24 protein-coding genes are annotated in these 26,431 nt (G+C 33.8%); 18 read left to right on the top strand and 6 right to left on the bottom strand.

The window, feature by feature from the left end; genetic code table 11:
* Positions 1–294: 294 nt before the first annotated feature.
* A complete protein-coding gene (locus tag CRO00_RS00760; protein WP_097071744.1) occupies positions 295–813 on the top strand; it encodes a hypothetical protein in 519 nt (172 codons plus the stop codon).
* A 49-nt stretch (positions 814–862) separates the two neighbouring features.
* Here the strand turns inward: CRO00_RS00760 and CRO00_RS00765 are convergent, their stop codons facing one another.
* Positions 863–1,237, bottom strand: coding sequence for a hypothetical protein (locus CRO00_RS00765; RefSeq protein ID WP_097071745.1), 375 nt, complete (start codon positions 1,235–1,237; stop codon positions 863–865).
* A 470-nt stretch (positions 1,238–1,707) separates the two neighbouring features.
* Between CRO00_RS00765 and CRO00_RS00770 the strand changes: the two genes are divergently transcribed.
* The 7 genes from CRO00_RS00770 (at position 1,708) to CRO00_RS00800 (ending at position 6,484) form a co-directional block, all read left to right on the top strand.
* Positions 1,708–2,112, top strand: a complete 405-nt coding sequence (locus CRO00_RS00770; protein ID WP_097071746.1) for a GIY-YIG nuclease family protein — start codon at positions 1,708–1,710, stop codon at positions 2,110–2,112.
* Entirely contained in the window at positions 2,087–2,671 is a 585-nt protein-coding gene (locus tag CRO00_RS00775; RefSeq protein ID WP_097071747.1) for a hypothetical protein, read from the top strand. Before CRO00_RS00770 ends, CRO00_RS00775 begins: the two co-directional genes overlap by 26 nt.
* A gap of 120 nt (positions 2,672–2,791) precedes the next feature.
* Positions 2,792–3,703, top strand: coding sequence for a tyrosine-type recombinase/integrase (locus tag CRO00_RS00780; protein ID WP_097071748.1), 912 nt, complete (start codon positions 2,792–2,794; stop codon positions 3,701–3,703).
* A 258-nt stretch (positions 3,704–3,961) separates the two neighbouring features.
* Positions 3,962–4,819, top strand: a complete 858-nt coding sequence (locus CRO00_RS00785) for a tyrosine-type recombinase/integrase (protein ID WP_161946577.1) — start codon at positions 3,962–3,964, stop codon at positions 4,817–4,819.
* Positions 4,820–4,852: 33 nt separating this feature from the next.
* A complete protein-coding gene (locus tag CRO00_RS00790; protein ID WP_097071750.1) occupies positions 4,853–5,578 on the top strand; it encodes a hypothetical protein in 726 nt (241 codons plus the stop codon).
* A gap of 140 nt (positions 5,579–5,718) precedes the next feature.
* Positions 5,719–6,267 carry a DUF3990 domain-containing protein gene (locus CRO00_RS00795; RefSeq protein WP_161946578.1) on the top strand — a complete coding sequence of 183 codons (549 nt, stop codon included), beginning with the start codon at positions 5,719–5,721 and terminating at the stop codon, positions 6,265–6,267.
* Positions 6,257–6,484, top strand: coding sequence for a hypothetical protein (locus CRO00_RS00800; RefSeq protein ID WP_097071752.1), 228 nt, complete (start codon positions 6,257–6,259; stop codon positions 6,482–6,484). The genes CRO00_RS00795 and CRO00_RS00800 overlap by 11 nt, the downstream gene beginning before the upstream one ends.
* A 496-nt stretch (positions 6,485–6,980) precedes the next feature.
* Here the strand turns inward: CRO00_RS00800 and CRO00_RS00805 are convergent, their stop codons facing one another.
* Positions 6,981–8,105: an IS4 family transposase gene (locus tag CRO00_RS00805; protein WP_097071753.1), complete on the bottom strand. Its 1,125-nt coding sequence runs from the start codon at positions 8,103–8,105 to the stop codon at positions 6,981–6,983.
* 581 nt (positions 8,106–8,686) lie between these two features.
* Here CRO00_RS00805 and CRO00_RS00810 point away from each other — a divergent pair.
* The 4 genes from CRO00_RS00810 to CRO00_RS00825 all read left to right on the top strand — a co-directional run bounded on the left by CRO00_RS00810 (position 8,687) and on the right by CRO00_RS00825 (position 16,116).
* Positions 8,687–8,908 carry a hypothetical protein gene (locus tag CRO00_RS00810; RefSeq protein ID WP_097071754.1) on the top strand — a complete coding sequence of 74 codons (222 nt, stop codon included), beginning with the start codon at positions 8,687–8,689 and terminating at the stop codon, positions 8,906–8,908.
* A gap of 136 nt (positions 8,909–9,044) precedes the next feature.
* A complete protein-coding gene (locus tag CRO00_RS00815) occupies positions 9,045–10,505 on the top strand; it encodes an ATP-binding protein (protein WP_161946579.1) in 1,461 nt (486 codons plus the stop codon).
* Between the two features lie 2,577 nt (positions 10,506–13,082).
* Positions 13,083–15,527: an autotransporter outer membrane beta-barrel domain-containing protein gene (locus tag CRO00_RS00820; RefSeq protein WP_097071756.1), complete on the top strand. Its 2,445-nt coding sequence runs from the start codon at positions 13,083–13,085 to the stop codon at positions 15,525–15,527.
* Between the two features lie 220 nt (positions 15,528–15,747).
* Positions 15,748–16,116 carry a hypothetical protein gene (locus CRO00_RS00825; protein WP_097071757.1) on the top strand — a complete coding sequence of 123 codons (369 nt, stop codon included), beginning with the start codon at positions 15,748–15,750 and terminating at the stop codon, positions 16,114–16,116.
* Positions 16,117–16,265: 149 nt separating this feature from the next.
* Here CRO00_RS00825 and CRO00_RS00830 read toward each other — a convergent pair.
* Both CRO00_RS00830 and CRO00_RS00835 read right to left on the bottom strand, forming a co-directional pair.
* Positions 16,266–17,839, bottom strand: a protein-coding gene (locus CRO00_RS00830; RefSeq protein ID WP_097071758.1) for an IS3 family transposase whose coding sequence is annotated in 2 segments (ribosomal slippage) — positions 16,266–17,197 and positions 17,197–17,839 — 1,575 coding nt in all. Because the reading frame shifts where the segments join, the coding sequence is not laid out codon by codon here.
* Positions 17,840–18,390: 551 nt separating this feature from the next.
* Complete coding sequence (locus CRO00_RS00835) at positions 18,391–19,488, bottom strand: Mu transposase domain-containing protein (protein ID WP_097071759.1); 1,098 nt, start codon at positions 19,486–19,488, stop codon at positions 18,391–18,393.
* A gap of 307 nt (positions 19,489–19,795) precedes the next feature.
* Between CRO00_RS00835 and CRO00_RS00840 the strand changes: the two genes are divergently transcribed.
* Together CRO00_RS00840 and CRO00_RS20250 are read left to right on the top strand one after the other, a co-directional pair.
* A complete protein-coding gene (locus CRO00_RS00840) occupies positions 19,796–19,993 on the top strand; it encodes a hypothetical protein (RefSeq protein ID WP_097071760.1) in 198 nt (65 codons plus the stop codon).
* 178 nt (positions 19,994–20,171) lie between these two features.
* Positions 20,172–20,675: a hypothetical protein gene (locus CRO00_RS20250; protein WP_202615596.1), complete on the top strand. Its 504-nt coding sequence runs from the start codon at positions 20,172–20,174 to the stop codon at positions 20,673–20,675.
* Between the two features lie 282 nt (positions 20,676–20,957).
* Here the strand turns inward: CRO00_RS20250 and CRO00_RS00855 are convergent, their stop codons facing one another.
* Positions 20,958–21,227, bottom strand: coding sequence for a hypothetical protein (locus tag CRO00_RS00855; RefSeq protein WP_097071762.1), 270 nt, complete (start codon positions 21,225–21,227; stop codon positions 20,958–20,960).
* Positions 21,228–21,418: 191 nt separating this feature from the next.
* Here CRO00_RS00855 and CRO00_RS00860 point away from each other — a divergent pair, with 191 nt between their 5' ends.
* The 4 genes from CRO00_RS00860 to CRO00_RS00875 all read left to right on the top strand — a co-directional run bounded on the left by CRO00_RS00860 (position 21,419) and on the right by CRO00_RS00875 (position 25,976).
* Positions 21,419–21,724, top strand: a complete 306-nt coding sequence (locus CRO00_RS00860) for a hypothetical protein (protein WP_161946580.1) — start codon at positions 21,419–21,421, stop codon at positions 21,722–21,724.
* A gap of 205 nt (positions 21,725–21,929) precedes the next feature.
* Positions 21,930–22,925 (top strand): DNA translocase FtsK, encoded by a 996-nt coding sequence (locus CRO00_RS00865; protein ID WP_237658281.1) that lies wholly within the window; start codon positions 21,930–21,932, stop codon positions 22,923–22,925.
* A 262-nt stretch (positions 22,926–23,187) separates the two neighbouring features.
* The gene (locus CRO00_RS00870) at positions 23,188–24,612 is read left to right on the top strand and encodes a recombinase family protein (protein WP_097071765.1); all 1,425 of its coding nucleotides are present in this window, start codon (positions 23,188–23,190) and stop codon (positions 24,610–24,612) included.
* A gap of 2 nt (positions 24,613–24,614) precedes the next feature.
* Complete coding sequence (locus CRO00_RS00875) at positions 24,615–25,976, top strand: recombinase family protein (protein ID WP_097071766.1); 1,362 nt, start codon at positions 24,615–24,617, stop codon at positions 25,974–25,976.
* A 105-nt stretch (positions 25,977–26,081) separates the two neighbouring features.
* Here CRO00_RS00875 and CRO00_RS20050 read toward each other — a convergent pair whose 3' ends face one another.
* Positions 26,082–26,240 (bottom strand): hypothetical protein, encoded by a 159-nt coding sequence (locus CRO00_RS20050; protein WP_161946581.1) that lies wholly within the window; start codon positions 26,238–26,240, stop codon positions 26,082–26,084.
* Positions 26,241–26,431 lie beyond the last annotated feature (191 nt).

The following is a 26,431-nucleotide window of genomic DNA, read 5'->3' on the forward strand; positions in this document are numbered from 1 at the left end:
TGCCTACATCTGATATTTCAAGAGGAAAAAGAAAATTCCTTATTATTTATCAAAAAATATACGGCTAGTTTGTATGTGGCTGATTATCCTATTTGGATCATTTCAACAGATAAAGGGCACAGCACTCTAAAAGAATGTTTAACGTTTCAAAAAAATCGTAAAATCCACCATTTTCATTTTGATTTTTTGTATGATGAAACGACCCAATAATGAGCCTGATTAAAATGGAAAATTGAGAGTTAATAAATTAGAACTCGCTTATATTGGAAAACTAAATGAAAAGGTGAAATTTACATGTTTTTTGATAATATTGAAATTAAACAGAAATGGTTTGTTGGTCAACGTTTAGAGAGCAAGGTGTATGCAGGAGTTAACAGCTACATTGGTAGTTTTGTTACAGAAAGAATTTTGCAAGATGGTTTTGATAGCTTGGGAGATATCCCAGAAGAATTGCTACAAAATTCTATTTTGTTTCAAGGATATACACTGGAGTTAGATAATCAGCCGATATTCATAACGAAAACGACAGACATTCATCCAGTAAAGCCGATAAAGAACCATTGCTTTTTAACCAAACGGGATGCACAGAGATTTATTGAGAAATTGAAAGTAGAAATTGCGGATTATTATTGGGGTGATGAGGAAGAAGTATTAAATCTTCTTGAATTAGGTTTTGACGTGGATGAAGATTTTTCAGAGATATCAATGAGTTTAGATAGAAGATGGAATAGCTTTTTAGAAATGTGGCATTACCGAAATTTTGATGGATTAGGTTTTACTATTTTCTATGATGATGAAATGCATGAGTTTTAGTAGAAAAAGCTTGGAATAACCAAGCTTTTTTGCATGTTTTCAACTGTTTTTATATAACTGATTTCATTTCCTTTTCTAGTTCCTTTAAGAGTTTATTTCTTCGGTGACGATTAGCAATTTTCATTATTTCATTAAATCTGGAATTGTACGGTTCCTCTTTTTTCAGTTTTGATAGTTCTTCTTGTTGTTTTTCATATTCCTCCTGTTTTAATCTTATCTCCAATTCGATTAAACGCTGGCTCTCAATTGGTAATTTTGAGATGTAGTTCTGCGTTTTTTTGCTACTGATTGGACCACGATATTTCCATTCATAACGCTGCTTTTTCCTAGCAGTTCTTAAGTGTTTTCTACGATAATTCCAACTATAAAGATAAAGATTGCCATTAATATTTTTAATGCACACATTGGTATGTTTCGAACTCACCATTTTCACTCCTTATGGATTTTAAATATTGTAAATCAATTATTAAAAAAGGGTGAAAATAAGTTGGGAAATTCCATTGAATTGTAAAAGTGAATTTAGGAGCATTTATTTTAGGTAATAACATTTTTTATTAATTTATAGGGAGAAAAGTGTCAATTAGCTATATTTTTTGTTTGTTTTCATAGTTGAATTGTTCGTTTTCAATAATTAATTCTAAAATTTTATTATTGGTGAAGGTTAAAGTAGAAGTCTGTAATAACAGTTATAAGGATTGGTAAGTGAGAAATTTATTTTTATTTTTGAAAGGGAATTATCAGTTGAAGCTACTGTAACCGCGCCTTTTTATTTTTTAAAATTTTTTTCGTGTAATAGTTGACGATTGAAAACAACTTTTGACGTTGTAAACGAAGATTCCATAAACTTGATTTAGTAATCCATTTTTATTATTTCATTTTTAGGAGGTCTTTTTTGTGTACAAAAATCATATTAAATTTATCACGAACGACGAACTACCAAATACGAGCGGAATTTATCTGCTTTACGATGAAAAAAGCGACCTTGCCTACATTGGTTCAGCATCTAATTTAAGAAACCGTATTGCGAACCATCGCTCTAATCTTATTCACCAGAAACATCCGAATGATATGCTCCAGGCAATGTTTAATATGGGATGTTTATGTGTTCGTATTTTAGTGACATTTCCGTTTCTGGATAAAAAACGATTAAAAGAAGCTGAAAATTTATTTATCGAGGCATCTCCAGCCATATTTAAGAACCCTTTAGTTAATCGTTATAAATCAGTTCCTTTCCATCAATCTTTTGTGAAATTAATGGACGAGGATGAGTGGAATGACAACAACCACATCGCAGGATAACTTAGAAAGAGTTGCAGCGGTCCTTAGGCTTTTCAAAGAAGGAAAGAAAGCGGAAGAAGTTGCAGTGGAATTGGGATACAAGCATGTCCAAAGTTTATCTCGTTTTATGCAAAGGGAAAATTACAAATGGGATAAGCAAGTGAAGAATTATATGTATTCGGTTGAAGATGAACGGTCATCTCAAATACCACAAGAGAAATCTATTAATATAGAAGAAACTCGGAATGAAGAAGATGTTTTTGAACTACTTGAGCGTAATGATGTTATGACTTTACTTAAAAATGCTCGTAAAGTATTAAAGGCTGTAAAACAACAAAATGAGCAATCTAAATCCAATTCCCAAGAAGTGGATTTGTGGAGAGCTGCTCAGAAATATGTGAGTGGTCATTCTCCTAGTATCACAAAATCATTTCGGCTACCAATTGAGATGGAACATAGATTAACACATTTTTGTACAAGTACGGGGCTACTTCAAAAACAGGTTTTCTGTTTAGCGGTAGAACAGTTTTTAGCACAATATGAGGCAGTATACACGGACCCAGCAGCTGAGCAGACATAATATCAATTATGCCTGCTTGTCGTCCATATACGGTTGGGGAATTCTAGGTTAAGGAGACATAATTATGTTTCTAGCACGCTTATTTTGAGTAGACATAATTTTTTTGAGAAGGTGAGCGTTATGAATGAATTATTATCTTCATTTGAGAACTATTTAAAACAGGAGGAAAAATCTATCCATACGATTTCATCCTATCTGACTTCTGTTCAAAAATATTTCGGATGGTTTGAAGGAGTCTTTGGTCGACCACCTCAAATCTTGCATTCAGAAAATATTTTGTCGTATAAAGAAGAACTGAAAAAAGAACGTAATCCAAAAGGAGAATATATTAGTGCAAAGACAATAAATGTTCGGCTAAATGCCTTACGTACATTCAATAAGTTCCTTGTTGAAGAAGGAATTATGAGTGACATTATAATAGGAAAGAATTCATATATTAAGGTCCAAAATCTGATTGTTTCCCCAGCTAAGTTTACTAAACAAGATGTAAACCATTTTTTTCAATCTATACTCGAAAGCAATGAGGAGAACCAAAAGGATTGTTATCGGAATTACACACTGGCAAAACTATTGGCTCTTACTGGATGCCGTATTACGGAAGCTCTTTCTATTCAAATAGAAGATATTCATCTTCAGGCAAAGGAAATTTTAATTCGGAACGGAAAGGGAGCAAAGTCTAGGACAATCTTGGTTAATAGTCAGTTACATCGGATCTTAACCAAATATTTGAACGATATACGACCTGAATATCGATTAAGCCAAGTGAGTCCTTATCTTTTTCTAAGTAATCGTAGTCACTCACTGTCACGCAAAACAGTTAACAAGATGTTCGCAAAGTATAGCAAGAGTGCCGGATTAAATGAAGTTTTGTCTCCACATGATTTTCGGCATTATTTTTGTAGTCAATCGTTACAAAATGGTCTTGGCATTCATGAGACTGCTGCCTTAGCGGGTCACTCTAGTATCGCCACTACCTCATTGTATACAAATGTTGACAGACAAACGATGCTCGATAAATTGGAGAATTTATAGAAAGCTCATACTAGTAAATTCTTTTATTCTAGTGAAAAATAAATTGGATATTCCCCCTATTTGTTATTTATTTTTGCTATCCTACTTACACACAAGTTAATCATGAAAAAAACTTTGAGGGTAATTTTAAAAAAATCGCAAAATCGCCCAAATCTATTTTTAAAAAATGTATGATGAGTTCAGTAAAACAAACCTTCCAGCTGGAAAGCTTATTTATCCCGGGATGCATAAATAAAACTATTAGGAAGGAAGATGATTATGTTAGTTACAGATGCAGTAAAAGCATTTTTAAAATATCTTGAAGCTCAAAACAAAAGTGGAGAAACGGTTGCAGGTTATGGAAAGGATTTGCGTATCTTCAATCAATATCTTGAAGAGCAATATAATGGATTAGTTTATATTGATGAGATTACGGAAAATGATTTGGAAGATTACATTTGCTTCCTAAAAGAAGTGCGCAAATTAAAACCATCTAGTCAAAACCGTTACTTCTCAAGTATCCGTTCCTTTTTTAACTATGCTACAAGAAAGAAATTATTGAAGCAAAATATCGCTCAAAATGTGGAAAATGTTCGATACCAGCGAAAAGAGCGAGAGTATTTATCTAAAGAAGAGCTAGAGGACCTTTTTGACGTCATCGAACATCCAATTATAAAAGTTGCTATCATTACGATGGCTTACACAGGAATTCGTGTTGGGGAATTAACAAAGTTAACCCCTGATCGAGTAGATTTAGAAAAGCAACTGATAAAGGTACTTGGAAAAGGAAATAAAGAAAGAACTATTCCTATTTCAGAAAAGCTGCTTCCTATATTGATTGATTATGCAGAAAATATCCGATTTGAAGAAGCACGACACTTTTTTGGGACAAAGAAAACTGGTCGTTTATCTGCCCAGTATATTAATAATTCCCTACGCTTAGCATCCAAAAAGATTGGATTGAAGCAAAGTATTTCCGCGCATATTTTACGTCATAGTTTTGCGACGGTTTTGGTTCATAATGATGTGAATATCGTGGATTTGCAACGATTACTTGGACACAACTCTATCCGAACAACGAGCATTTATCTTCATACTAATCATGAAAGGTTAAAAGAAGCCGTAAACTCGTGGTAAGGATATTTAGGATAGCAACAGGGGGAAATAATCATGAAAAAGCTATATGATGAACACTTTATTTTAGAACAGTTGGCAAGTGGCAAAACACGTGAAGAACTCGCGTTGGAATTAGGACATAAGGATTATCGTTCTCTGGATATGTATATGCGTCGACGTGATTATACATGGGATAGTGAATATCAGACTTACATAGCAGGAGTTCGTGTTTTAAGCAAAGAGGACCTTCAAGAAAAAGACCCAAGAGGAAAAGCTGCTGATATTATTAAATATTTTCAATTTGAAAAAGACCCAAAAGTAGTGGCTGAAATGGCGGATTTTCAAAACCATCGTGCGTTATCAATCTTTATGAAGGATAAGGGATATGAATGGGATAGTCAATTAGGGAACTACAAGGTGATTAAGCAAGAACAGCATCCTTTTCAAAAAGCTGATAAACCAGCAATTAACAAACCAATTAGTAAAAGCAAGACTGCGAAAATTTCGGAAGAGTATGAGGAATTGCTTAGCTATCTTATCACTCGCAAAAAGGAACTGGCAGATATATTAGAAACCAGTTATCACAATACTTTTCCGCAATACCGAGTACCAGGTGAAACTCATTCCAAATCGGTACAAATGGCAAGCAGCCTTGATAAACTGGTTAGGGTTTATTGCAAAGAGCATAATGTCCAACAGAAAGACATATTCCAAGTAGCTCTAATCGAGTTTTTCCGGAAATACGGCTATGCTGGAGAGGTAAAAGCGCTAATCGGGTAGAATATTTATTCTATCCGGTTATTTACTTTACAGAAGTATTTAACAGGAATGCTCCTTTTTAAAACTATGTCGAAAGTATAGTTTTTTATGCTATTGTATAAGAAATGAATGAATAAATAAGAAGTTGAAGGGGTATAGTGTTGTTAAATGACTATTTGTTTTGTTATCATGGAACAATTAAACGTTATGGTGAATATATTGAAAGTAACGGAATAAATTTAGATAAGAGTCGTTTTGCTACAGATTTTGGTAAAGGATTTTATGTAACCAATAATAAATACCAAGCTGAAAAATGGGCAAAAATTAAATATCAAGATAACATTGATAAGTTTTCATCGGAAGATATCAAGCCGGTTGTAGTTTACTTTGCTCTAGATATTAATAAAATAACAGGGCTGAGTGGTTGCATATTTGAAGAACCCAATTTAGATTGGGGGAACTTTATTCTTGACTGCCGTAAAGAGGGAATGCGTGATGGTATATTCCACAGTTATGACTTTGTTTTAGGTCATTTGGCAGATGGTAAAATTGTGGCTTTGTTAAGACGTGCAATTAGTGGTAGAATAGATAGTAATGAATTTTTAGTTGGTATAAGCCCGCTATCATCAACAAATACACAACTATCGCTACATACTGAAAAATCTTTAGAGTGTATAAAATGTTTGGGGGTGAAGGAAATTGAATTTTGATAAATATTCATTTGATGAATTAGATATCGAACTGATTTTTTATATTCGTGATGAACTAGAAAAAAGGATTGGAAGCCAGTCAATAGAAGCAATTATTGTCTCTGGATTTTTAAATCGCCTTCAAGACGACCCAGTGTATGTGCATCACTATGATGAAAAATATTGGGCTGATTATATCTTATCACGTTACCAAAAAAAAGAACTTTTGACTATTTAGAATAAATTAGAAGTAACCTACAATGAATAGATTGTAGGTTTTTATTTTTAGATTTATTAAGCCTATTTTGAGGATTTTCCTACTCAATATCTTCGAAACGGAAGAGGTCCTCCCGAAGTAAAAGAATCTATATGAGGCTATTAGCTTGAGCAGTAGTAGAATTCATTATTTATTTGACGGAAAAATTAAATGAACATCCTTTTTATGCAAATAAATGAAGGTTCCGTCAATACTCCGTCATTTATTTAATTATGAAATTAAATAAATGGCATTTTGCATACAAATAAATGACGATTCCGTCAATTATCCGTCATTTATTTTAATCATGAAATTAAATAAATGACATTTTGCCACTACCGTCGCATAAATAAATTCTGAATTTTCAGTTTTTTATTTCCTGGTTTTTAGAGAAAAAACGAAAACACCAAAGCTAAGGTAGTAGACATCCATTTTTTTACTATAGCCTGTGACTTGTACAACAACGACTGTCAATCCTTTATGGGACGCTCTTTCCTTGGATTTTGCGCAACCAAATGTGAGCGGATTTCCATAATGCAGCTTTTAAATAGCGGCTTATTTGTAAATAACTTTGGGCACTATTTGTGTTCAGCTGTGCCAATACGTTCAAGCAATACACAATCATCGCAATGTATACTTGGTTGTGCACCGCCTGTTCGCTATAACCATAGAACTTTTTGATGTTCAAGTGTTGTTTCATCCATTTGAAAAACAACTCGATTGCCCAGCGCGATTTGTAAATCTCTGCAATTTCATCGGCACTTAAATCAAATCGATTGGTTAATAAAGAGAGTTCATTGCCCTTTGTATCCATGATTTTCAGGCGTCGGAACACGTTTTCTGAACGATTTTGTGTGGAACCAATGACCACCATTTCATCTGATAAAACCGTAGACTGTGCTGGCAATGTAAACGTTTCAAGTATACGTATGACGGCGTTTTTTCGAAGACGTGTGACAAAGAAATAGCCATCATCCGTCATGCGATCATAGCGCTCGTAATCCAAATAGCCACGGTCGAACACGTATAGGCATTCTTTATCGTCCATCAAGACTTCCAACTGCAATTTATCATGTTCAATGGCGTTTGTAAGCACAGCTTGATCCGGATACGAGCGACCTTTTTCCATAAAAACGAGTCGAAGGTGAAGCTTTACACCTGATTTTGTCTTTCGAAATTCTGCCCACTTATGATTGGTTAAATTAAGCGGTAAAGTACTTGAATCAATGTTTTTTAAAGGTGTTGTGATTTTTCTTCGTGTTTGAAAATTTGTTTTTAGATGAATTTGTGAAACTAAATCGAGAAAAATCGTTTGAAAGAAATCGGTTGGGATCGTATTGATTCGCCTGCCCAATTGGGAGAAGCTAATGGATTCTAACCCTGTTGCACGTTGTAGATCCTCTGAAAATACGGCGTCGCTCAATGCCCGTAAACTCTCCGTTTCATGAAGTTGGGCATACAAAAGCAATTTCATAAATGAAGCCATGTAAAGCTTCTTTGTATAGTAATTTAATTGATGTGTTTCCACTAGTTCTTCAAAAAATGTCTGATTAACAGGGGAAAACCATTGTTCAAATGATGTTTTTCGTGTAAACTTATCCATGCTTATGTCCTTTATTTTGGATTTGGATAGGTTACTACCACCAACCATTATAAAGGATTTTTTTATGCGGAAATAAGATTACAGAAAATTCAGATTTACTAACAATGTTAAATTATTTTAATGCGACACTAGTGACATTTTGCATACAAATAAATGACGATTCCATCAATTCCCGGCGTTTATTATTCACTTAAATATTACGTGTTTAGTTTATTTAATCTGTGTGGTATCGTCTTGTTCTATAAAAAACATAATGTATAACAGAAAGAAATATTATACGTGACTTTTTTCGAGTTCTTCCAGCTATAAGCTATCTTGAGAGGTAAAGCCTTAATGCGGTAAAGTAATTATTTTTATACGATTATTTATTAATATGCTTGACTTTTTCAAAAATCGGGTGTTTTTATGATAAAGTAAAGTTAACGGATATTAAAGTGTTGAGGTAAAATGAATGGATATCTAATTATTGTACTAAATCAAAACATCATCGACTTTGAAGGTATCCGATAATACGTATATTTATGTTTGCAAAAAGAAAGAGATGCAATCAATCCATTGTATTTTAGTTAGGAGAGATAGTAATGGGAAAAAGTAGAACTGAAGTTGCTGTTAGACTTGGAATAAAGGTAAAGACTAATTCAGAAGCACCAGGCATATATATTAATAATGGAAATGGAATAAGAAAAGTAGAAATTGAAGAACTTTTCCCAGAATTTAAAGTGTTGAATCACTCTAGTTTTCCAATGGAACGTGAATTATTGAATAACGGAGCTATTATAAGAAAATTAGAGATGGAGAATTAAAAACAACATTTCCATGAAAAGGATTTGTTGTTTTTTCTATTATGAAAATATTGCTATACAACAAAGGTAAAAGCAATACTCTGATAGAATATGTACTTTATTTATAATAATTTTGGAATGAAGGGAGATGAGATATTTGTTTGAAATTCCGGATATAAAAAACTTGACCATTGAGGAAATTCTTTCTGCAAAGGAAGGGCAATTTTTTGATAGGAAATCAGCGGAAATAAAAGCGAAGAAAATTGCAGAAGTATTAATAGCCTTTGCCAATGCAGATGGTGGTTTAATTGCAATCGGTGTTTGTGATGGAAAAGTAGAAGGAATTAGTGCTCAAGGACCTATTAAGATAAATGATTTTGTTCAATGCAAAATAGACCACTGTAAACCTGCTGTCCGTGCACAAGAACGTTATTTAGAAGTTGTTAATGAAAGAGGTCAAAAAGACCATGTTTTACTTATTCAAGTAGAACCATCAAGAAACTCTGTTCATAAGACAATGAGTGATAAAGTCTTTTTAAGGGTTGGTGATGAGAGTAAGGAACTGACTCACGACCAACGTTTAGAACTGGAATATGATAAAGGTGAGCGATTATTTGAAGAACAAGTTATTAGCAATTGTAAAATAGATGATTTAGATGAGGAAATACTTAAGATATATAAAGCATCATTAAATTTTGAAGGTGATGACTTATTACAACCTCTTTATGCAAGAGGATTTATTAATGATACTAAAAATGGACCAGAGATTAATGCAGCCGGTGTTCTACTTTTCACTAAAAACCCAGCTCGTTTTTTTCCTGCTGCCCGTATACGCTTTTTAAGATATGAAGGTAGTAGTGAAGAGGTCGGAGTAGAAATGAATATCGTGAAGCAAGAATATATTGAAGGTCCTCTTCCAATACTGATTGAAAAGGCAAAAACTGTAGTAAAAGCACAACTTAGAGAGTTCACGGGACTTAATCCTATGAATGGAAAATTTACCTCTGTACCGGAATACCCTGAATTTGCCTGGCTTGAAGGTATTGTAAATGCTGTTACTCACCGTGCATATAACATTCAAGGAGACGATATTAAGATAAAAATGTTTGATGATCGGCTGGAGATTAGTAGCCCTGGTAAATTTCCTAATATCGTTAATAGGCACAATATTAAGGAGGTGCGTTATTCCCGCAATCCTCGTATCGCAAGGGCGCTCACTGAAATGGGATGGGTTCGTGAGTTAGGAGAGGGAGTAAAACGTATGTTTAAGGAGATGAATTCCTTTTTCTTAGATGACCCTGAATATCATGAGGGTCAAAATTCGGTACATCTTATTCTGAAAAATAATATTCTGATGCGAAGAGTTAGAAAACAAGAACGAATAAATACTTTAATTTCAAAGGAATGGAAATCCTTATCAAAAGAAGAGCAAGTTGCACTTGATTATATTTATAGTAGGGGTCAAATTACCACAAAACAGTTAGCTACACTCATAAACAGAGGGACTAATTATTCGAAAAAGATTCTAGAAGGGCTATATCAAAAGGGAATACTTAATCTAATTAGAACTTCTCGTAATGACCCAAATCAGCATTATACATTTAAATCAAATGATTAATTTTTGATGGTTCACAAGATATAAACATGCTTGTGGACCTTTTTAAATTGAGCGAAAAACTACTCTTGTGTGTTTGTTTAGCTTAAATATAAATTTTTCAAAGGAGAGTTAGATTTTTTCTAGGAATCGTATTGTTGACTACTTAATATTAATGTTCAAGGTTCTTTCAAAAGCGGAAGAGGTTCTCTCAAAGTTAGCGGAGCTTCTCACAAAAAAGTAGATATATTATCTAAAGAATTCTTAATTTTGGTAAATATTGCGCGGTTTTAATATCGAGGTTCTCATGAGAAGGAAAAAGGTTCTCACGAAGTAAAAAGAATTTCAAGGATATTCAGAATTGTAGCAAAGAACTTAAATTTCCACTGAATTTCAACTTCTAACTAATAAAGTTGTTTAAATTTTACTTAAGATAGAAATCTCATACAAATGGTAAGCATTCAGATAAACTGAATAGTGTCTACTGCAAAAAATATAATGTCCAATAGAAAGAGATATCCCGAAAATGTGGCTATGGTGGAGATGGATAAGCGTTAATTAAGAATAATATTTATCCTATCCGGTTATTTATTTGACGGATAATTTAAATAAATATCAATTTTATGCAAATGAATGACGGCTCCGTCAAATACCCCGTCGTTTATTTGTTAATTAAACATTATTTTCTCGGTTTATTTAACTAATAATAGGAATACCCGTTGTGTTTTTTGATTTTTTAGCGTCTTCTTCTAATACATGAAGGTCTAAAGTTATTCCTAAGGGAACAGTATATAAAGTAAAAGAAGAGACTGTTATTCCTAGGGAACAGCAGGAAAAGTACAAGGGAATACCGTTATTCCTAGGGAACAGCAGGAAAAGTACAAGAGAATACCGTTATTCCTAGGGAACAGCAGGAAAAGTACAAGAGAATACCGTTATTCCTAGGGAACGGTAGGGAAAATACAAGGGAATACCGTTATTCCTAGGGAACAGCAGGAAAAATACAAGAGAATACCATTATTCCTAGAGAATAGTAAAAAAGAGTCCTGGAGAATATAATTATATAGACATCACGGTATCAACTGTGATTAAGAAAATCAAGATATTATTAATCTACTCTTATTGAGTTTGCTTATAAAGAACAAAAAAGGCTTCTGTCAAAGTGTTATGAGAAAAGGAAGGGTTCTCCCGCAATTAGAAGAGCTTCTCACAGAAAAGTGAATATATTATTTAAAGAACTCTCAATTTGGTGAATATTGCGCGGTTTTAATATTTGAGGTTCTCACGAAATAAAATGAGCTTCTCATGCGAATTCAGAAGTAAGTAAAGAACACAATACTTTATTACATTTGATTTTCTAACTAAAAAAGGTTATTTAAATTCTATTTAACATAGAAATTAGTTAGAAATAGTTAGAAGTTCAACAGATATGGCAAAAAAGGACCATTTTATCTGATTTACGGGGTATTATTATGCCACTTTTCTAACTTAAAGATATGTACTTATTACAGCTTAAGTTAGAAAAATCATTTTGGAAGGGCTGGCTTTTTCAACTCAAGGTTCTCACGAAAAGGAAAAAGGTTCTCATGAAGTAAAAAGAACTTCTCATGGAAATTCGGAATTGAAGCAAAGAGCACAATACATTATTACATTTGATTTACTCACTAAAAAGGTTATTTAAATTCTATTTAAGATAGAAATTAGTTAGAAATAGTTTGAAGTTCAACAGATATGGCAAAAAAGGGACCATATTATCTGATTTACGGGGTATTATCATGGCTCTTTTCTAACTTAAAGATATGTACTTCTTATAGTTTAAGTTAGAACAATCGTTTTTGGAAAGGCTGGTTTTTTCAACTCAAAGGTATCACGGTGGTAAAAGAGGTTCTCATGAAGTAAAAGGAACTTCTCATGGAAATTCAAAATTGAGCAAAGAACTCAAGTTTTTATTACATATTAAGACCCAAGGATTATGAAGTATTAATATTTGGTCCAAGATTGTCTGAAGAAAAGTTATTACGTTAATCCCCACTTTATCACTAATTTGCAAATTATGTCTCAAACCAAAATACAAAAAGGTCCTAAATAGCAGGTGTTTTTGTAGCCTATTGAAAAATAAGAAACCCTTGAAAATATAGAGTTCCTTTCGCTTTGATGAGTCATAATTAACAAATTATGTCTAGTGGTAATATCCATTAATACCTATGATAATTTAATTAATTATGCCTCCTTAAAGTAGGGTAAAAAGATGATTTGTATACTGGCAAAACATGATTGAATACAGGCTAGTAATAACAGTTAGCTTTAATCGACGTTACATCAAGCTTTGGTGCGTCTATATTTATTAAATATTCCTTTGGGGCAAGTGCGATTAACTCTAATCAGTTACTTGTAACATTCAACCAAGAAGTTGATAAAACAACAGCTGAGAGACTTTCTAACTATGATGTAAAAGATAGTTCATTAGCTGACTTATTAACAGGTGCTGCTGTAGATGGTAAAGCAGAACTTCAAGCAGATGGAAAAACTGTAGTATTAACTCTTGAACAAGATTACGCTTTAGAATTAAATCAAGAAGAAGTTACAGTAACTGTTAAAGATGTGAAAGCTAAAGAATTAGATAATGTTCTTGCTGAATCTAAATTCGAAAAAGTTAAGATTGTAGATACTACTATTCCAGCAGTAGACAAAATTGTACAAGTATCACCATCTGTATTTGATGTTGTATTCTCTGAGCCTATTACTGCAGCTAGCGCAGGAGCAGTTGATGCTGCATTCTCTATTAACAAAGGTTCATATAGCTTTACAGCTGATACAAGAATCGATGTAAATACATTAGGAACAAATGTTGTTCGTATCACTACTAATGGTAAATTACCTGAAGGTGATTATACGTTAAATATTGGTACTGGTTTAGTTGACTATGCTGGATTCAAAGTTCTAACTCAAGATGTACCATTTAAAGCAGGTAAAGATACTTCTGCTATATCTGCTGAAGTTACTAAAGTAGTAGGTAACCAAGTATTTGTAAAATTCAATAAACCAGTTGTCAATTTCGATGCTGACACAAATACTAATTTAAAATATTTCCTAGACTTCCCAAGTAACAACTCATTTGCATCAACTTCTGTTGACACAGATCCAGATACACAAAATGGAATTATTGTAACATTCAATCAACCTGTAACTCCAGGTGCACATAAGTTAGTAATTTCATATGTGAAAGCTGATGGAACTGTAATCGAAGATGGTTTTGAAAATAAATTTGCTGCTACAACACTAAACTTTAATGTATCAGCTGATAATGTTGCACCAACTGCAACAGCTTCATTTAACAAAGAAACTGGTAGAATTGAAGTTAAATTTAGTGAAAAAGTAGATGGAGCAGATAGTACAGCTTCTTATGAATTAACAGATGCTTCTGGTGCTAAAGTTGAGCTTAACAGTGCTACAGTTAAAGCAAATTCTTCTGAATTAGTATATGAATTAACTCCTGCTAAAACTTTAGAAGGTACTTATTCATTAAAAATTAAAGCAGATAAAATTACTGATAGAAGCGTAGAACAAAACAAATTAGCAGAAACAACGTTATCACTTGGTGTTGCTGATGGTTCTGCACCACAAGTATTAGGTGCAGTTTATGGTGGAGCTAGCAATCAAAAAATTCTAGTTCAATTCTCAGAAGCAATGCGTACTTCTGGTGAAGGCTCAATTTTAGATAAGAGCTTATACGAAATTACGGGTGCGGGCAATCTTTCTAAAATTAAAGGTGCTTCAGTAGCTTTAGGTAAAGATAATAAGTCTGTTGTTATTACATTACCAAGCGATTACACTTCAGCACCGTTTAATACAGGTAATATTGTTGTAGGTAAAGTAGCGGATGCTAGTGGAAACTTTGCAGCACTTGCAAACTTAGATGCAGTTGCAACATCTGATGCAACACCTTCAGTACTTGCTGGTGGATCTTCTTCATCAGATATCCATACAGATGTATTAGCTAATGGAGCTTCAGTTGTATTAACAAGTGCAGATACAATTGAGTTCTACATTGAAGGACATCAAGCAAATGTTGATGGCACAAAACTTACTTATAATGATGTTACACCACAAAGCATTAGTACTTCACATGTTGTTGTCGATAATGGTGATAAATCAGGTAAACTTGCAGCTACAAAAGTTGTTGCTAAGTTTGCTAAAGGTACATTTGGTACAGCAGCAGTAGATGGTGATTTAGAATTTACTGCAACAGGAGCAGTTACTACTCAATTAGGTACTGCAGGTCAACCAGGAGATGCTGATTCATTAACAGTTGTTGGTGGAGGAATTGTTGATAAAACAGCTCCAGTTATAGTTAAAGACCTAGAAAACAATACATTATTTAATGTAGTTGCTATGGATTTATTTGATAATACTGACTTTGCAGATGGTTTTGCATTTACTGATATTGCTTCTGAAACTAATGATGGAATTGTTGATACTATTCGTATTAAAGTTTCTGAAGATGTTGATGCAGCATCTATTTCTACAACAACATTTACTGTTGAAGGATTCAAAGTAATTGCTGCTTATTCAGATGATTCTAAACGTGTTATTGGTGATACAACTGCAGCAGATGGAGAATACATTAACTTAATCGTTGTACCTACTACAGCTAAAGGTACAGGTGTAGAACCAACTGTTACTCTAAAATCTGCTATTAAAGATGTAGCTGGTAATGAGTTAACTTCATTCACAACAAAAGCTATTGACTGGGCTGATGCTCAGGTTGTAAAAGAAGAGTTTAGTGCTGACGAAAAAACAGTTACTTTAACACTTAGTGAAGAAGTTAAAGTTGCTAGTGGTAAAACATTATTAGATGAAGTATCAGTAAGTGGCGGTGTACTTAACATTGTAAGTGCAACATTAGTAGATGGTAATAAATTAGTAATTACTGCTGACGCTGCATTTGGTACTGAAGTTATTTCAGTTTCTGCTGATACTCTTATTGAAACAGGATCATCATCTAATAATTCAGCTGCTCTTTCATTTACATTAACTAATAGTTAATGTAAGCTAAAATTAAATGGGGACAAAGGGATAAGTACATCATCCCAGTCAAGAGGAAAAGTTCTATGGAGAGCAATCTCTATAGAGCTTTCCTTTTTTTTATATAAATTTTATTAAATATTTCATGCCTGATTTACAACTAATAATATAGTAGAATATGTATTTATCGTTGATAAGATTTTATAATAATTATTACCGAAAGTTTTTGGAGGTAAGCAAAATGAAAAAGAAGATAATAGCAGGTGTATTTTCAGCCCTTTTAATAGTTGCAGGTTGTTCTAATAATGAAGATCCAAAGCCAAAAGAAACCGAAAACCAAGAACAAAATGAACAATCACAAGAGATCAAACAAAACGAGGAACTAACGAAAAAAGTAAGAGATGAAGATGGCGTAATTGATGGACAGGTCTATGAGCAAGACGGAATGGCTATTGGAACACTAGTATTAGATAAAAAAGTCAGTGACAATGACGCAAAGAAACTAGCTGAGAAATATGCGGAAGAATTAGAAGAAGAATACAAGGATATGAAAATAAACGTACAAGCAGTCCGTGATGGAGAAAATGTAGCGAACATTACTAAGGAATAGCGTTAAGTACCTAAATAACATTTGCTTTTAATGTTTCCGTACTAAATAAAAAAATAATCATATATTATAACCTTGAATATTAATATGAAGCCCTAATTCCCATTTGAACTGCACCCCGTCAAGTAGACAGAGGAAATAATAAAAATACTTTAGGCGGCTTGAACCCTGTATTCTAAGGGACTCAAGCCGTTTAATTTTTCTTGGTACCGTTCGTTATTATAGAACGTAATATATGTATTAATTGCTGCTTCTAACGCTTCATACGATTCGTATTTATGTAAGTAATACTTCTCTACTTTTAATGTCCCCCAAAAAGCCTCGATTGGTCCGTTATCAATGCAACGTCCCACTCTAGACATACTATGTACCATCTCGGCATCGTCTATCATTCGTTTAAAAAACTTTGAGGTGTATTGATAGCCTCGATCACTATGAATTAGTGGATGCTCCTCTTCTTTTAAACTTTGAATAGCTGGTTCGATTGTTTGAAAAACCAATTCATTATTATTTGAATGCCTCAATACATAGCTCACAATCGACTTATCATACAAATCAATAATTGCACTTAAATAGGCTTTCTTCCCGTTGCCATATTTAAATTCCGTCACGTCTGTGCACCACTTTTGATTCGGTTTCTCCGCTGTAAACTCACGTGCTAAAATGTTTTCTGCCACGTAATCTGGTTTTACTTTACGGTATCGCTTTGGCTTACGTCGAATAACCGCTTCAAGACCACAAATCTGCATCAGGCGGTAAATGCGCTTCTTATTAACTTTCGTTAAACCTTCTTTTTCCCGTTGGCGGTTGATTGTCATCGTGATACGGCGGTAACCATAAATTCCATCAACTTGTGTATATAAGTGTTGAATCGAGGCAACTAACTGTTGATTTTCCACTTCTCGTTCAGCTGGTTGACGATTCATCCATTTATAATAAGCGGCACGTGAAACCTTAGCGATCTGACACAATAAAACGATGGATAAATTTTCGCTCTCCGCTAATTCCTGAATTGCAATATAGCGGCTCTGAATACGAATCTTACTTAACGATGCCTCCTTTCGATTTCCTCTAACTTTTTTAGTAATAAATTTTCTGCACGTAATCGTTCATTTTCACGCTCTATCTGTTGGATTTTTAAGCGTAATTTATCTTCTGGTGTACGTTCTTCTTCAGGTTTCGTACGGCCACGACGATCCTCTAATGCTTGTTCACCATTCTCTTCAAATTTACGCACCCATTGATATACTTGTTGATAGGACACCCCATATTTCGCTGCTATCTCTTGATAATCCTTACCCTTCGCTAGGCACGCTTTTGCGATTTCAATGCGTTCTTCTACAGTCGTTTTTCTTCCTTTAGTCATAGTTTTGCTCAATCCTTTACTCGAATCTTTTAATTCACTATGACTAGTATAGATTTTTAACCACTTTTTGAATACTGACAAACTACTAATCCCGTATTTGGCAAGTATGTCAAACATCGAATACTTTCCTGATAAATAATCTTCAACCGCACTTTGTTTCAATTCTTTCGAGTAAACCTTATTCTTCTTAGGACGAATTAATGCTTCAATTCCTCCATACTTATAAAGAGCACGCCATACTTGTAGCGTTTTTACATCGACCGAAAACATAGTAGTGATTTCGTGAAAGGTATGACGCCCTTCTTCTAAATATTGAAGTGCTAATATTTTTACATCTGTTGAAAATGATTTTTTTGGCATAAAAAAACTCCCCATTTGTTAAACAGATTTTATTTTTTAATCTGTCTACCTAATGGGGAGCATATCAATTTGTGGAGTTAGGGCTATTTCTATTTCAAGGAGGAATTCATAATGGAAGAAAATGGATACATCTGAAAAATAATGGTTCAAAATCCATGAAAAATTAGAACAAGTCTCCTTCGAAAGTCGATGAAAAACTCGATTTTTGAGGGAGATTTTCTTTTATGACCAGACTTCAATATTTCGATAATTCAAAAGGGCAAACGTCACCTATAGCTAAAATAGATAATTTTTTGCGTTATCAAGGAACAGGTAAGTTATTGAAATTTCTATTCGAGTTTTAAGTGTTTTTTTAATTGCTCGTAGGTCACTTTTTCTTCAAGTAATGTATAGACGAATCGCTTCAACTTTTTAGCTGGCTCATGTTCGAATGACTCTAATACCTGAATAAAGTAATATGTATGTTTATTGCAAAGCTTGTCATGTAACAAACGCAAATGTTTTGGCAGTTGCCGATATTCATGAGAATTAATAAATCCCGGTGCTTTCGCTTAAATCTTGTTGAGCATATGCCAAATGCGGTAATGGCGTTTTCTTTTATTTCCGTCTTTACAATACTTGGCGATAATGTTGCCCTCCTTGTTTTTAATATAAATTGTCGTTTTACTGAAACTTACTTCAACGGTCTGACCACTATATTGCTCAGGAATGCTGTATGTATTTGTTTGGAAGCGTATTGTACCGTTTTTGTATACCTTACATTGTTTGGATTCATAGTAGACAAACGGCTTTTTCGGAATTGGCAGTAAGGTCGTTTTTTCATGTTGGTGTAGATTTATAATGATGTCGTTCTTTTCATGATGTGGTTGTTGGTTCAAGGCTTCGTTCCATTGTTTGATGTACTTCATTAGTTGTTTTTCTGTTTTGTATGTCCCTACAGTCTTTAAATGTTCTTTAATAGTACGAACTGCATTTTCTACATTTCCTTTTTGATTTGGACGATGTGGTGTACAGGGCTTTATTTTCATACCGTAATGCTGTTCAAGCTGTTGAAACAATGTCGTTAACCTTCGTTTACCTTCTGAGTATTGAATGGCTATTCTCATATTATCAATGATCAACACTGGTGGAACCGAGCCAATATGTGTGATAAATGCTTGAAACGCTTCTAAAAAGGATTCATTACTCATCGAAGCTGTTGCATAGTAAAAGCGATAATTACTGTAGGGAAAGCTAAAGACAGCGAGGCAAATGCGCTTTTTTGTGTTGCCAATCATCAGTTGAATCGTTCCCCAATCAAACTGTGCTGCTTCACCGGGCTTGTAGCAAAGGTCTAGGTGTTTTACGTATAATCGCATTTTTTCTTCATTGATAATTTCTTTGATTTGCCGTTTTTTTAACGATAATTTTAGTTCTTGCTTTAAAAAATGTTCAAATTCCTCAATTGTTAAATGTGAATTTTGAGCGAGCAGACAACGGCAGTAGTAGTGACTAAGACGTATGTTATCTTCAGCATAATAACGCATTAACTTACTATACTTGTTTACAGTAGCAACAGTATGCTCAATCATAGCGGCAACCGCTCGTTGGCTAAGTCCATGAAATGTTAGTTGTTGGATTTGTGTAATGGTATGTAGGGGTAGTGTCATTAAAAAGCTCCTTTATCTAGTTCTAAATAATAAAATGGTTAAAATTGTTAAATGTGTAATATAAATCGAAGTATAAACTATAATTTTAGAAAATCAATGAAGGATTTTAGAAATCTCTACAGGGATTTTCTTTTCCCGTTAAGTTGGTTTACCGGATGCAGAAACAAATCTGATAACTCAGTACAATTTATGAAAATACATTGGGTGGGTAACTGTTGTCTGAGAGTACTTTCTTTCATTTTAATGAAACTTAATGTGCATTGACTCGTATTTGTATTAACCATATAGAGAATAGGCGGTGATTCTAATGAATTCAGAAGAGTTATTGGTAACAATTATAGAAAAAATGAATACTGAGGGTATAGAAAAAACAATGGAATGGGTAGCGGAACAACTTGATATGGATAAATCAAGTTATGAGAAGCTTTTTCAGTTGTATGCACAAAATCCGACAATGAGTGATCAAGATTTGTTTTTACTAAAAAACTTACTTGAAGGAAAATAAAAAGAGCCACTGACGGTCCATGCCGATAGTTCTCATGGCTCATCAAGAAAATGCTCTGTAGAGAGAAATCTCTGCAGGGTGACTTTTTCTTTTCTGCTATTAGTTATTCTAACGGAATAATGTTAGTAGCTTGATGTTTTCGTTATAATTGAACAAAAAAGAAAAGAGAGGAACGAAAATGAGGGAACATGCTCGTATTCAACGTATTCTATCATTGCTTGAAACCATCTGGCAGCAACAACCCGATGTTCGATTTAACCAGCTCATTTCAAATTTACAACATATGTATTCAGCACAAAACGAAGGATACGGAAAAAGAAAAATGAAGGAGCAGGACTTTTTGGGCAAGGAAGTCGATTCCAGTTATCTTGATTTTTTCTATCTCGAAGATGTGAAATGGGAAGCATTTTTAGACTCGATAGTTGAAAAGGCGAAAGCGGATCCAGAAGCAACGGAGGAAAGTACAAACGAAAACCGCCGAAATGAGATGAAAGATAACATCATAGCGGTAAGTAAATTAGTTCTTTCAAATAAAACGGTTGATGAAATTGCTGAAGCACTAGCAGTATCACCTACATACGTTGAGAACATCAAAGCAGAATTGTTGGAAGGAACTTCTTTAGAAAAGTTGCAGAAGGAATTAGCAGAGTACAAAAAGATTCGTGCTGACGATCATGAATAGATTGATTGAAAATGTTTTAGGTTTTCCAAAAATGTAGCCCTTTGTTCCGATTTTGAAGATGGAGCTAGGGCTTTTATTGATCTTTCTTGAACCATTTATTCCATAATTCGTGAAACAAGACATTTCGTTTAATCATCACTGTATAACCAAAGGCCAAGCCGACAATTGTGTAGGGATATATGGGGAGTCCAGCAATGAGATTGGCAATTACCATATATGTTAAGGCTACTGGTAGGCAGATACCTAGAATATTGGCGTATAGCATTAGTTTGTTGAAGTCACTTACTTTACCTCATCTTCCTTCACAAAGGTTGCACATTCTTTTGGAATGACAAAGGCGGTGAATGGCTCTCCTAAACCGTTTGTAGGCTGATTTTGGATGGCTTTAATGAGTGATGTATTGGTAAAGCCTAAAGGAATGGCATGTTTACCCGAATAGGTTGCATTTAATTGGTCGATATATTTGCCTCTTGTTAATCCGCATCCACAGGTCTTTTCTTCTAGGGAAAGGTTAAAGATATCGTGACATTGCAAACACATTAAAAGTTTCATACGTTACGCTCCTTTTTATCCACTCAATAATATTTAAAGGATTTTTTATCCCTGCATGTTAAATTGTAATACAGCCGCTCCAATCATTACACCATAATTTGAACAATCCTGAATCAAATAGCATACAAAACTAGATGTGTCAAATAGAAGTTTGAAGACCTCTCTTTCCAAACTCTCATTTGTGCAAATGCATGTTCGATTATAGACTAAAAGTAGCTTCAATATTGCTTTATGCAAAATTTATAGGAAATGGGGAATTTGAAGTGTACCAATATTATATTATCCGATCAACAGATGAGCAGGATGAAAAAGTAGGAGTGATTGATTCGTTTTCATTAGAAGAAGCACATGCAGTTGCAAAAGTGCGTTTTCAAGATTCTATGAATGCTGGAGAGACGCTACATACGTTTCAAGCAAATGAAACACTCTCATTTGATGAAAACCATCGATTAAACTTTCCAAAAGGAGAAATGCGGAGTTTAAGTAAGTGGGCTTAGCTAGGTGGCATAGTTTTTAAAAATTGAATAACAGGTTTCTTTGTGAAGCTAAGAGAAATCTACTAAATAGCCTTGATGTGATTCGTTTCATCAGGGCTTTCATATTTATGAAAAGCAGGTATTCCCCATATCCCTCTCCCCCACTGTCATGAAGCACTTCTCTCATACATATTCTATTAATATAGAAAAGCTAGGAGGGATTGTCATGGAGAGCGTGGTAGTGGCTTTAGTAGTTAAACCGAATGAAAAGCCGATATTGCAAGATATTTTTAATAGTAGAGCTGAGATTGCACGAGTTGTTGGAATTGATGTGGAAAATTTAGGAGAACGAAACCATAATTATTATCAAATTTTTTACCCTAAGTATTTAAATATTAACTTTTGCATGAGTAGTGGTTTGTTTCCATCTACTGTTGTGATAGTCAATCATCGTACCTTTGCCGACTTTGAATTATTTGATATGGGACTTAATTATACAAATATTACGGTAGATGTGGCATTCTCTGTTTTACAAGAAATGAATGTGAAGGTAGATGGATTGTTGGATGGGAGAATGTATTTTCCAAACAACATGGATGTAATGAATTTTATCGTCAATAATGCCCTACATAATAAAGAAGTAAGCCTTGTTGCTAAGGCGCTACTTGTATTTATTCAAACGTACAACTTTGATATCACAATGTCGCGCATTGTGGAGCATTTTTATGAAGACATTAGTGTAATTGAACAAGGGCTGCAAGAGTTAATGAACCGAAATTTACTTGTTGAAACTAGAGTAAATGATCCACATGACAGATACTTTTCAATTGCTGCTAGTTGTGTGAATGAGGCAAAAACCTTGTTAGAAGAGTTTACTGCTACCTCACAAGAACCTGCTTTTATCCCTAACGAAAATACTCCCAGCAATGAAATGAAAGTCACTTCTGAAAAGGAAAACGTAATCAATGGGACAAGCCGATTAGATGAAACGGATTATTTATTAGAAGATGCAATAGATTTGGTAATCGACGTACAAAGAGCTTCAGTTTCGATGTTACAGAGGAAATTTAAAATTGGCTATTCACGAGCTGCTAGAATAGTGGATACGCTTGAAGATTTAGGGGTAGTTGGACCACATATAGGAAGTAAGGCCAGAGAAGTATTGGTAGCCAGTGTTGAAGAATTCAGAGATAGAGTAGAGTTATTACGTACTGAAAACTAAATAAATGATTTCGTACTAGACAGAGGAATGGACCTTTGTCTTTTTATTTTGTTTATTTTCAGCAAGATTTGGAAAAAATGAGAAGTGACTTCTTTGAGATGGACATAACAAAATACACTTTTTTAAAAGTGAGAAAAATAAGTAGGGAATTTGTGGAAGGATATATTGTTTCAATCCTAGTATTACCGCATCGGTAGAAATTATACTCAATAAAAAAATTTTTCTACACATTTTCTACTAAACACGTAAGGAGGTAGCTCATATGACTTTATTTGATACGAAATTGAAAACCTATATTAGCTATTGTCGAAAGTCTATTACGGTTAGCAGGATGTCTGCGAGTGAAAGTGTTCAATATCAGAAAGCAGCTAATCAACGCTACGCAGAGTTGCATCAATTAGAACTAGTAAAGGAATACAGTGATGTTGGGTATTCTGGGAAAGATACGAACCGACCAGAAATTCAAGAAATGTTATGGGACTTGAAATCAGGCGCTGTTGAAGCAGACATTTTAGTGATTTATTCGGTTGACCGGTTTGGTAGGGACTTAAAACATAATATAGAAACCATGCTCGAAATCTTAAATTATGTAAAACAAGTAGTCTTTGTGGCAGAGCGAATGGCAAGTGATTCCGAACACTTTAAAATATTATTTCTCATGCTGACAGGTATGGCTCAAGAAAATCGTGAACGGATTCTTCAAAGAATGGCTGATGGGAGAAAAGCAAAAGTTCTAACCCGCAAAAGTTTTGACGGTAATTATCCAGCACTTGGTTACGTTAAAAATGAGGAAAAGCTAGTTCCCGCAACATTTGAACATACAAATGATCTTCAATTATCACAAGGATTGTTCATATTACAAGCCATATTTCATTCTTATCTATACGGAATGAGCCTAAGACAAATTGCAAAAATGTTAAATCAGCGCGTTGGTTTTACTAGAAGAGGAAAAGAATGGACGTATAAATCAGTCCAGTATATCTTATCAAATGAAATTTACTGTGGAGTTTTAAAAGGGACGTTAGAGAATGTTGAAAGTTATCTAGTAGAAAATGCAAATGTTGAAGCGGTTGTGGACCCATTAGTGTTTGAGTTAGTTCAGCAAAAACTTCGATTTGAGAAAAGTGGACGGAAAAGAAAAACATCATTCCGCTCCCCTCATTTTACTTTATGTTTAGCGTGTTCTGAACCATTAGTAGAAGAAACCAATAGTTTACGCTGTTATAAGTGTTGGGAAGAGGTTGAACTTGTAAAAATTGAACAAGTACTTCTATCGGAAGTATCAAAGTTGATACAGGGTGCGTTGACTCATTTTAATTTGGAGAGCGAGCGTAAAAGACTATTAGATCAGTATCTGATGAAAAGAAAATTGTTAGTACAAAAGATAAAGGAATTAGATGAAAGAAGAAAAAGAATTGAGTTGTTGCCGGACCACCATGCATCAAAAAAGAAAATGTTATCAGTAAATACAGAAGCCATAACAGCACAGCAACAGGAACTACTAGTTACGAATCATTTAATCGACTTTGTAAAAAGTGCAAATGACAAGAAAATGGCAGACATGATTAAACAAGGCATACCTCATTCTCTTATCGCACTTCCATATTTAGTTACGGTAGATTTTTTAAATAAACAGATTCAAGTACTATTTCATCGTGAAGTTTTTCAAAGTGTAGGTGAATTATAGACATGAAAGGAATTCGAATTGCGGTTGGTTATGCAAGAACGTCTGGAATTATTAATCCAAAATCGAGTATTCCAACTCAAATGGAAACGATTAAGAAATACTGCCAAAAGAACAACATCATTCTAAAACATATTTTTGTTGATGAGTGCAAAACAGGGACAAAGGTTGAAGGGCGAAATCAATATCAAGAAATGAAAAAGTTAATAAAAACTGAACAAATTGATATGGTGATTGTTGCTTTTTCTGATCGGCTAGCTAGAGATTCCTACGAATTTATTTTGACGATGAATGATATGGTCGAACAAGGAATCGAGTTTGTAAGTGTATCTGAAAATCTTACCTCGCATTTTATGTCCCCATTACAAATTGTCATGATGGGCCTTCAAGTAGAATTAGAAAATAAACAGAGAAATCAACGAATTATAGAATCATCTAGAGAAAAATTTCGTCAAGGGAAATTTATTTATACGAAGAAGCCGTATGGATATGATGTTGACAAAAACTATTATTTAATCATTAAAGAAGATGAGGCAGCTATTGTCCGTAGAATATATGAAGAATTTTTGAAAGGAAAAGGAACCACCCTTATTGCGCGAGAGTTAAATGCGGAAGGCTTATATAATAAGGAAAAAGAAAAACCGTGGTCCAATGTGAAAGTGAATAATATACTAGAGCATAAAACGTATACAGGGTTAATCTATCATAAAGAAAAGGATGAGGACGGAAACTTTTTGTATATTCCGGTATCTGATAGGGAACATCCAGCGATTGTTAGTGTTGATATGTTCGAGGATGTTCAAAGAATTCGACAAAAAAGTAGTCGTAAAAAGAAAGAAGTGAAAAACTTTCATTTCTTATCGGGAATTTTAATGTGTCCGAATTGTTATTCGAAAATGTACGGCATTGCAGAAAGAGGAATATACGCTTGCTATAATAAGAAAACGAACCTAACTCGTTGTCCTACAGTAGATAAAGAAAAAATTGAGTCATTGGTTTTCGAATATTTATCGGAAATGGATTCAGTGAGACAGGTTACTTCTCAACAGAAGAACCAGAGTAACAAAGAAAAAGAATACAAAAAAATTATGAGTGAAAAGGAACAATGTGAGGTGAAATTTGCAAAAGCCTTACTTTCATTAGAAACCTTTGAGAAAAATATGGAGATATTAAATCATCAACTGAAGGAGTTACAAGAGGGAAGAGATTTACTTGTATATATCACTGATGATGACACATATGATGCCATAATTAAGAAAAATGATTTAAAACAATTAAAAGAACGGTTAAACAAAGAACAGTTGAATTTTACGTTTAACGAAAAAATGGAACTTATTCAATTAGAAAATCATCCCGCAGCTAAATGATTGTTGGGGATGATTTTTTATTTGAAAAGGTATTGTTTTGAGTAGATATATCAATAATGATAAGGAGAGAGAAAACCACTTCTCTCTACCTTAGTGCTGGGTTGTTTAATCAGTTTTCTCGAAAACTTTTTTCTCCACTTCTTTCCGAATTTCCGTTTCTAACGTATGACGAAACAAAAATTCTACTTGATCTTTTGGAGGTAAGTTTAAGAACTGAACAATCCAGTCTTTTTTTGTAGAATTAGGTTCTACATCTTTATTCAATCGTTTCACCCCCTATCCATTGTAGAAAGTATAGACAGGGGATTAAAATCTTAATCCAAAAACTGTATAATAAAATGAGAAGTTGACTATACTGAACTTCTCATTTTTTCATACACCATTATAGCTTGAGAATCCTTATATTATAAGGCTTTTACAACATTTTAAATAACTTCATGAAATTGAAATTTTAT

This window comes from Ureibacillus xyleni (assembly GCF_900217795.1).
GTDB lineage: Bacteria > Bacillota > Bacilli > Bacillales_A > Planococcaceae > Ureibacillus > Ureibacillus xyleni.

Coding starts and splice junctions, on each gene's coding strand:
- CRO00_RS00825 (WP_097071757.1), top strand. CDS start 15,748: ATGAAAAAGAAGATAATAGCAGGTGTATTTTCAGCCCTTTTAATAGTT.
- CRO00_RS00860 (WP_161946580.1), top strand. CDS start 21,419: ATGTTCGATTATAGACTAAAAGTAGCTTCAATATTGCTTTATGCAAAA.
- CRO00_RS00870 (WP_097071765.1), top strand. CDS start 23,188: ATGACTTTATTTGATACGAAATTGAAAACCTATATTAGCTATTGTCGA.
- CRO00_RS00780 (WP_097071748.1), top strand. CDS start 2,792: ATGAATGAATTATTATCTTCATTTGAGAACTATTTAAAACAGGAGGAA.
- CRO00_RS00875 (WP_097071766.1), top strand. CDS start 24,615: ATGAAAGGAATTCGAATTGCGGTTGGTTATGCAAGAACGTCTGGAATT.
- CRO00_RS00805 (WP_097071753.1), bottom strand. CDS start 8,105: ATGGATAAGTTTACACGAAAAACATCATTTGAACAATGGTTTTCCCCT.
- CRO00_RS00835 (WP_097071759.1), bottom strand. CDS start 19,488: ATGACACTACCCCTACATACCATTACACAAATCCAACAACTAACATTT.
- CRO00_RS00865 (WP_237658281.1), top strand. CDS start 21,930: ATGGAGAGCGTGGTAGTGGCTTTAGTAGTTAAACCGAATGAAAAGCCG.
- CRO00_RS00775 (WP_097071747.1), top strand. CDS start 2,087: ATGACAACAACCACATCGCAGGATAACTTAGAAAGAGTTGCAGCGGTC.
- CRO00_RS00810 (WP_097071754.1), top strand. CDS start 8,687: ATGGGAAAAAGTAGAACTGAAGTTGCTGTTAGACTTGGAATAAAGGTA.
- CRO00_RS00760 (WP_097071744.1), top strand. CDS start 295: ATGTTTTTTGATAATATTGAAATTAAACAGAAATGGTTTGTTGGTCAA.
- CRO00_RS00840 (WP_097071760.1), top strand. CDS start 19,796: ATGAATTCAGAAGAGTTATTGGTAACAATTATAGAAAAAATGAATACT.
- CRO00_RS20250 (WP_202615596.1), top strand. CDS start 20,172: ATGAGGGAACATGCTCGTATTCAACGTATTCTATCATTGCTTGAAACC.
- CRO00_RS00855 (WP_097071762.1), bottom strand. CDS start 21,227: ATGAAACTTTTAATGTGTTTGCAATGTCACGATATCTTTAACCTTTCC.
- CRO00_RS00785 (WP_161946577.1), top strand. CDS start 3,962: ATGTTAGTTACAGATGCAGTAAAAGCATTTTTAAAATATCTTGAAGCT.
- CRO00_RS00790 (WP_097071750.1), top strand. CDS start 4,853: ATGAAAAAGCTATATGATGAACACTTTATTTTAGAACAGTTGGCAAGT.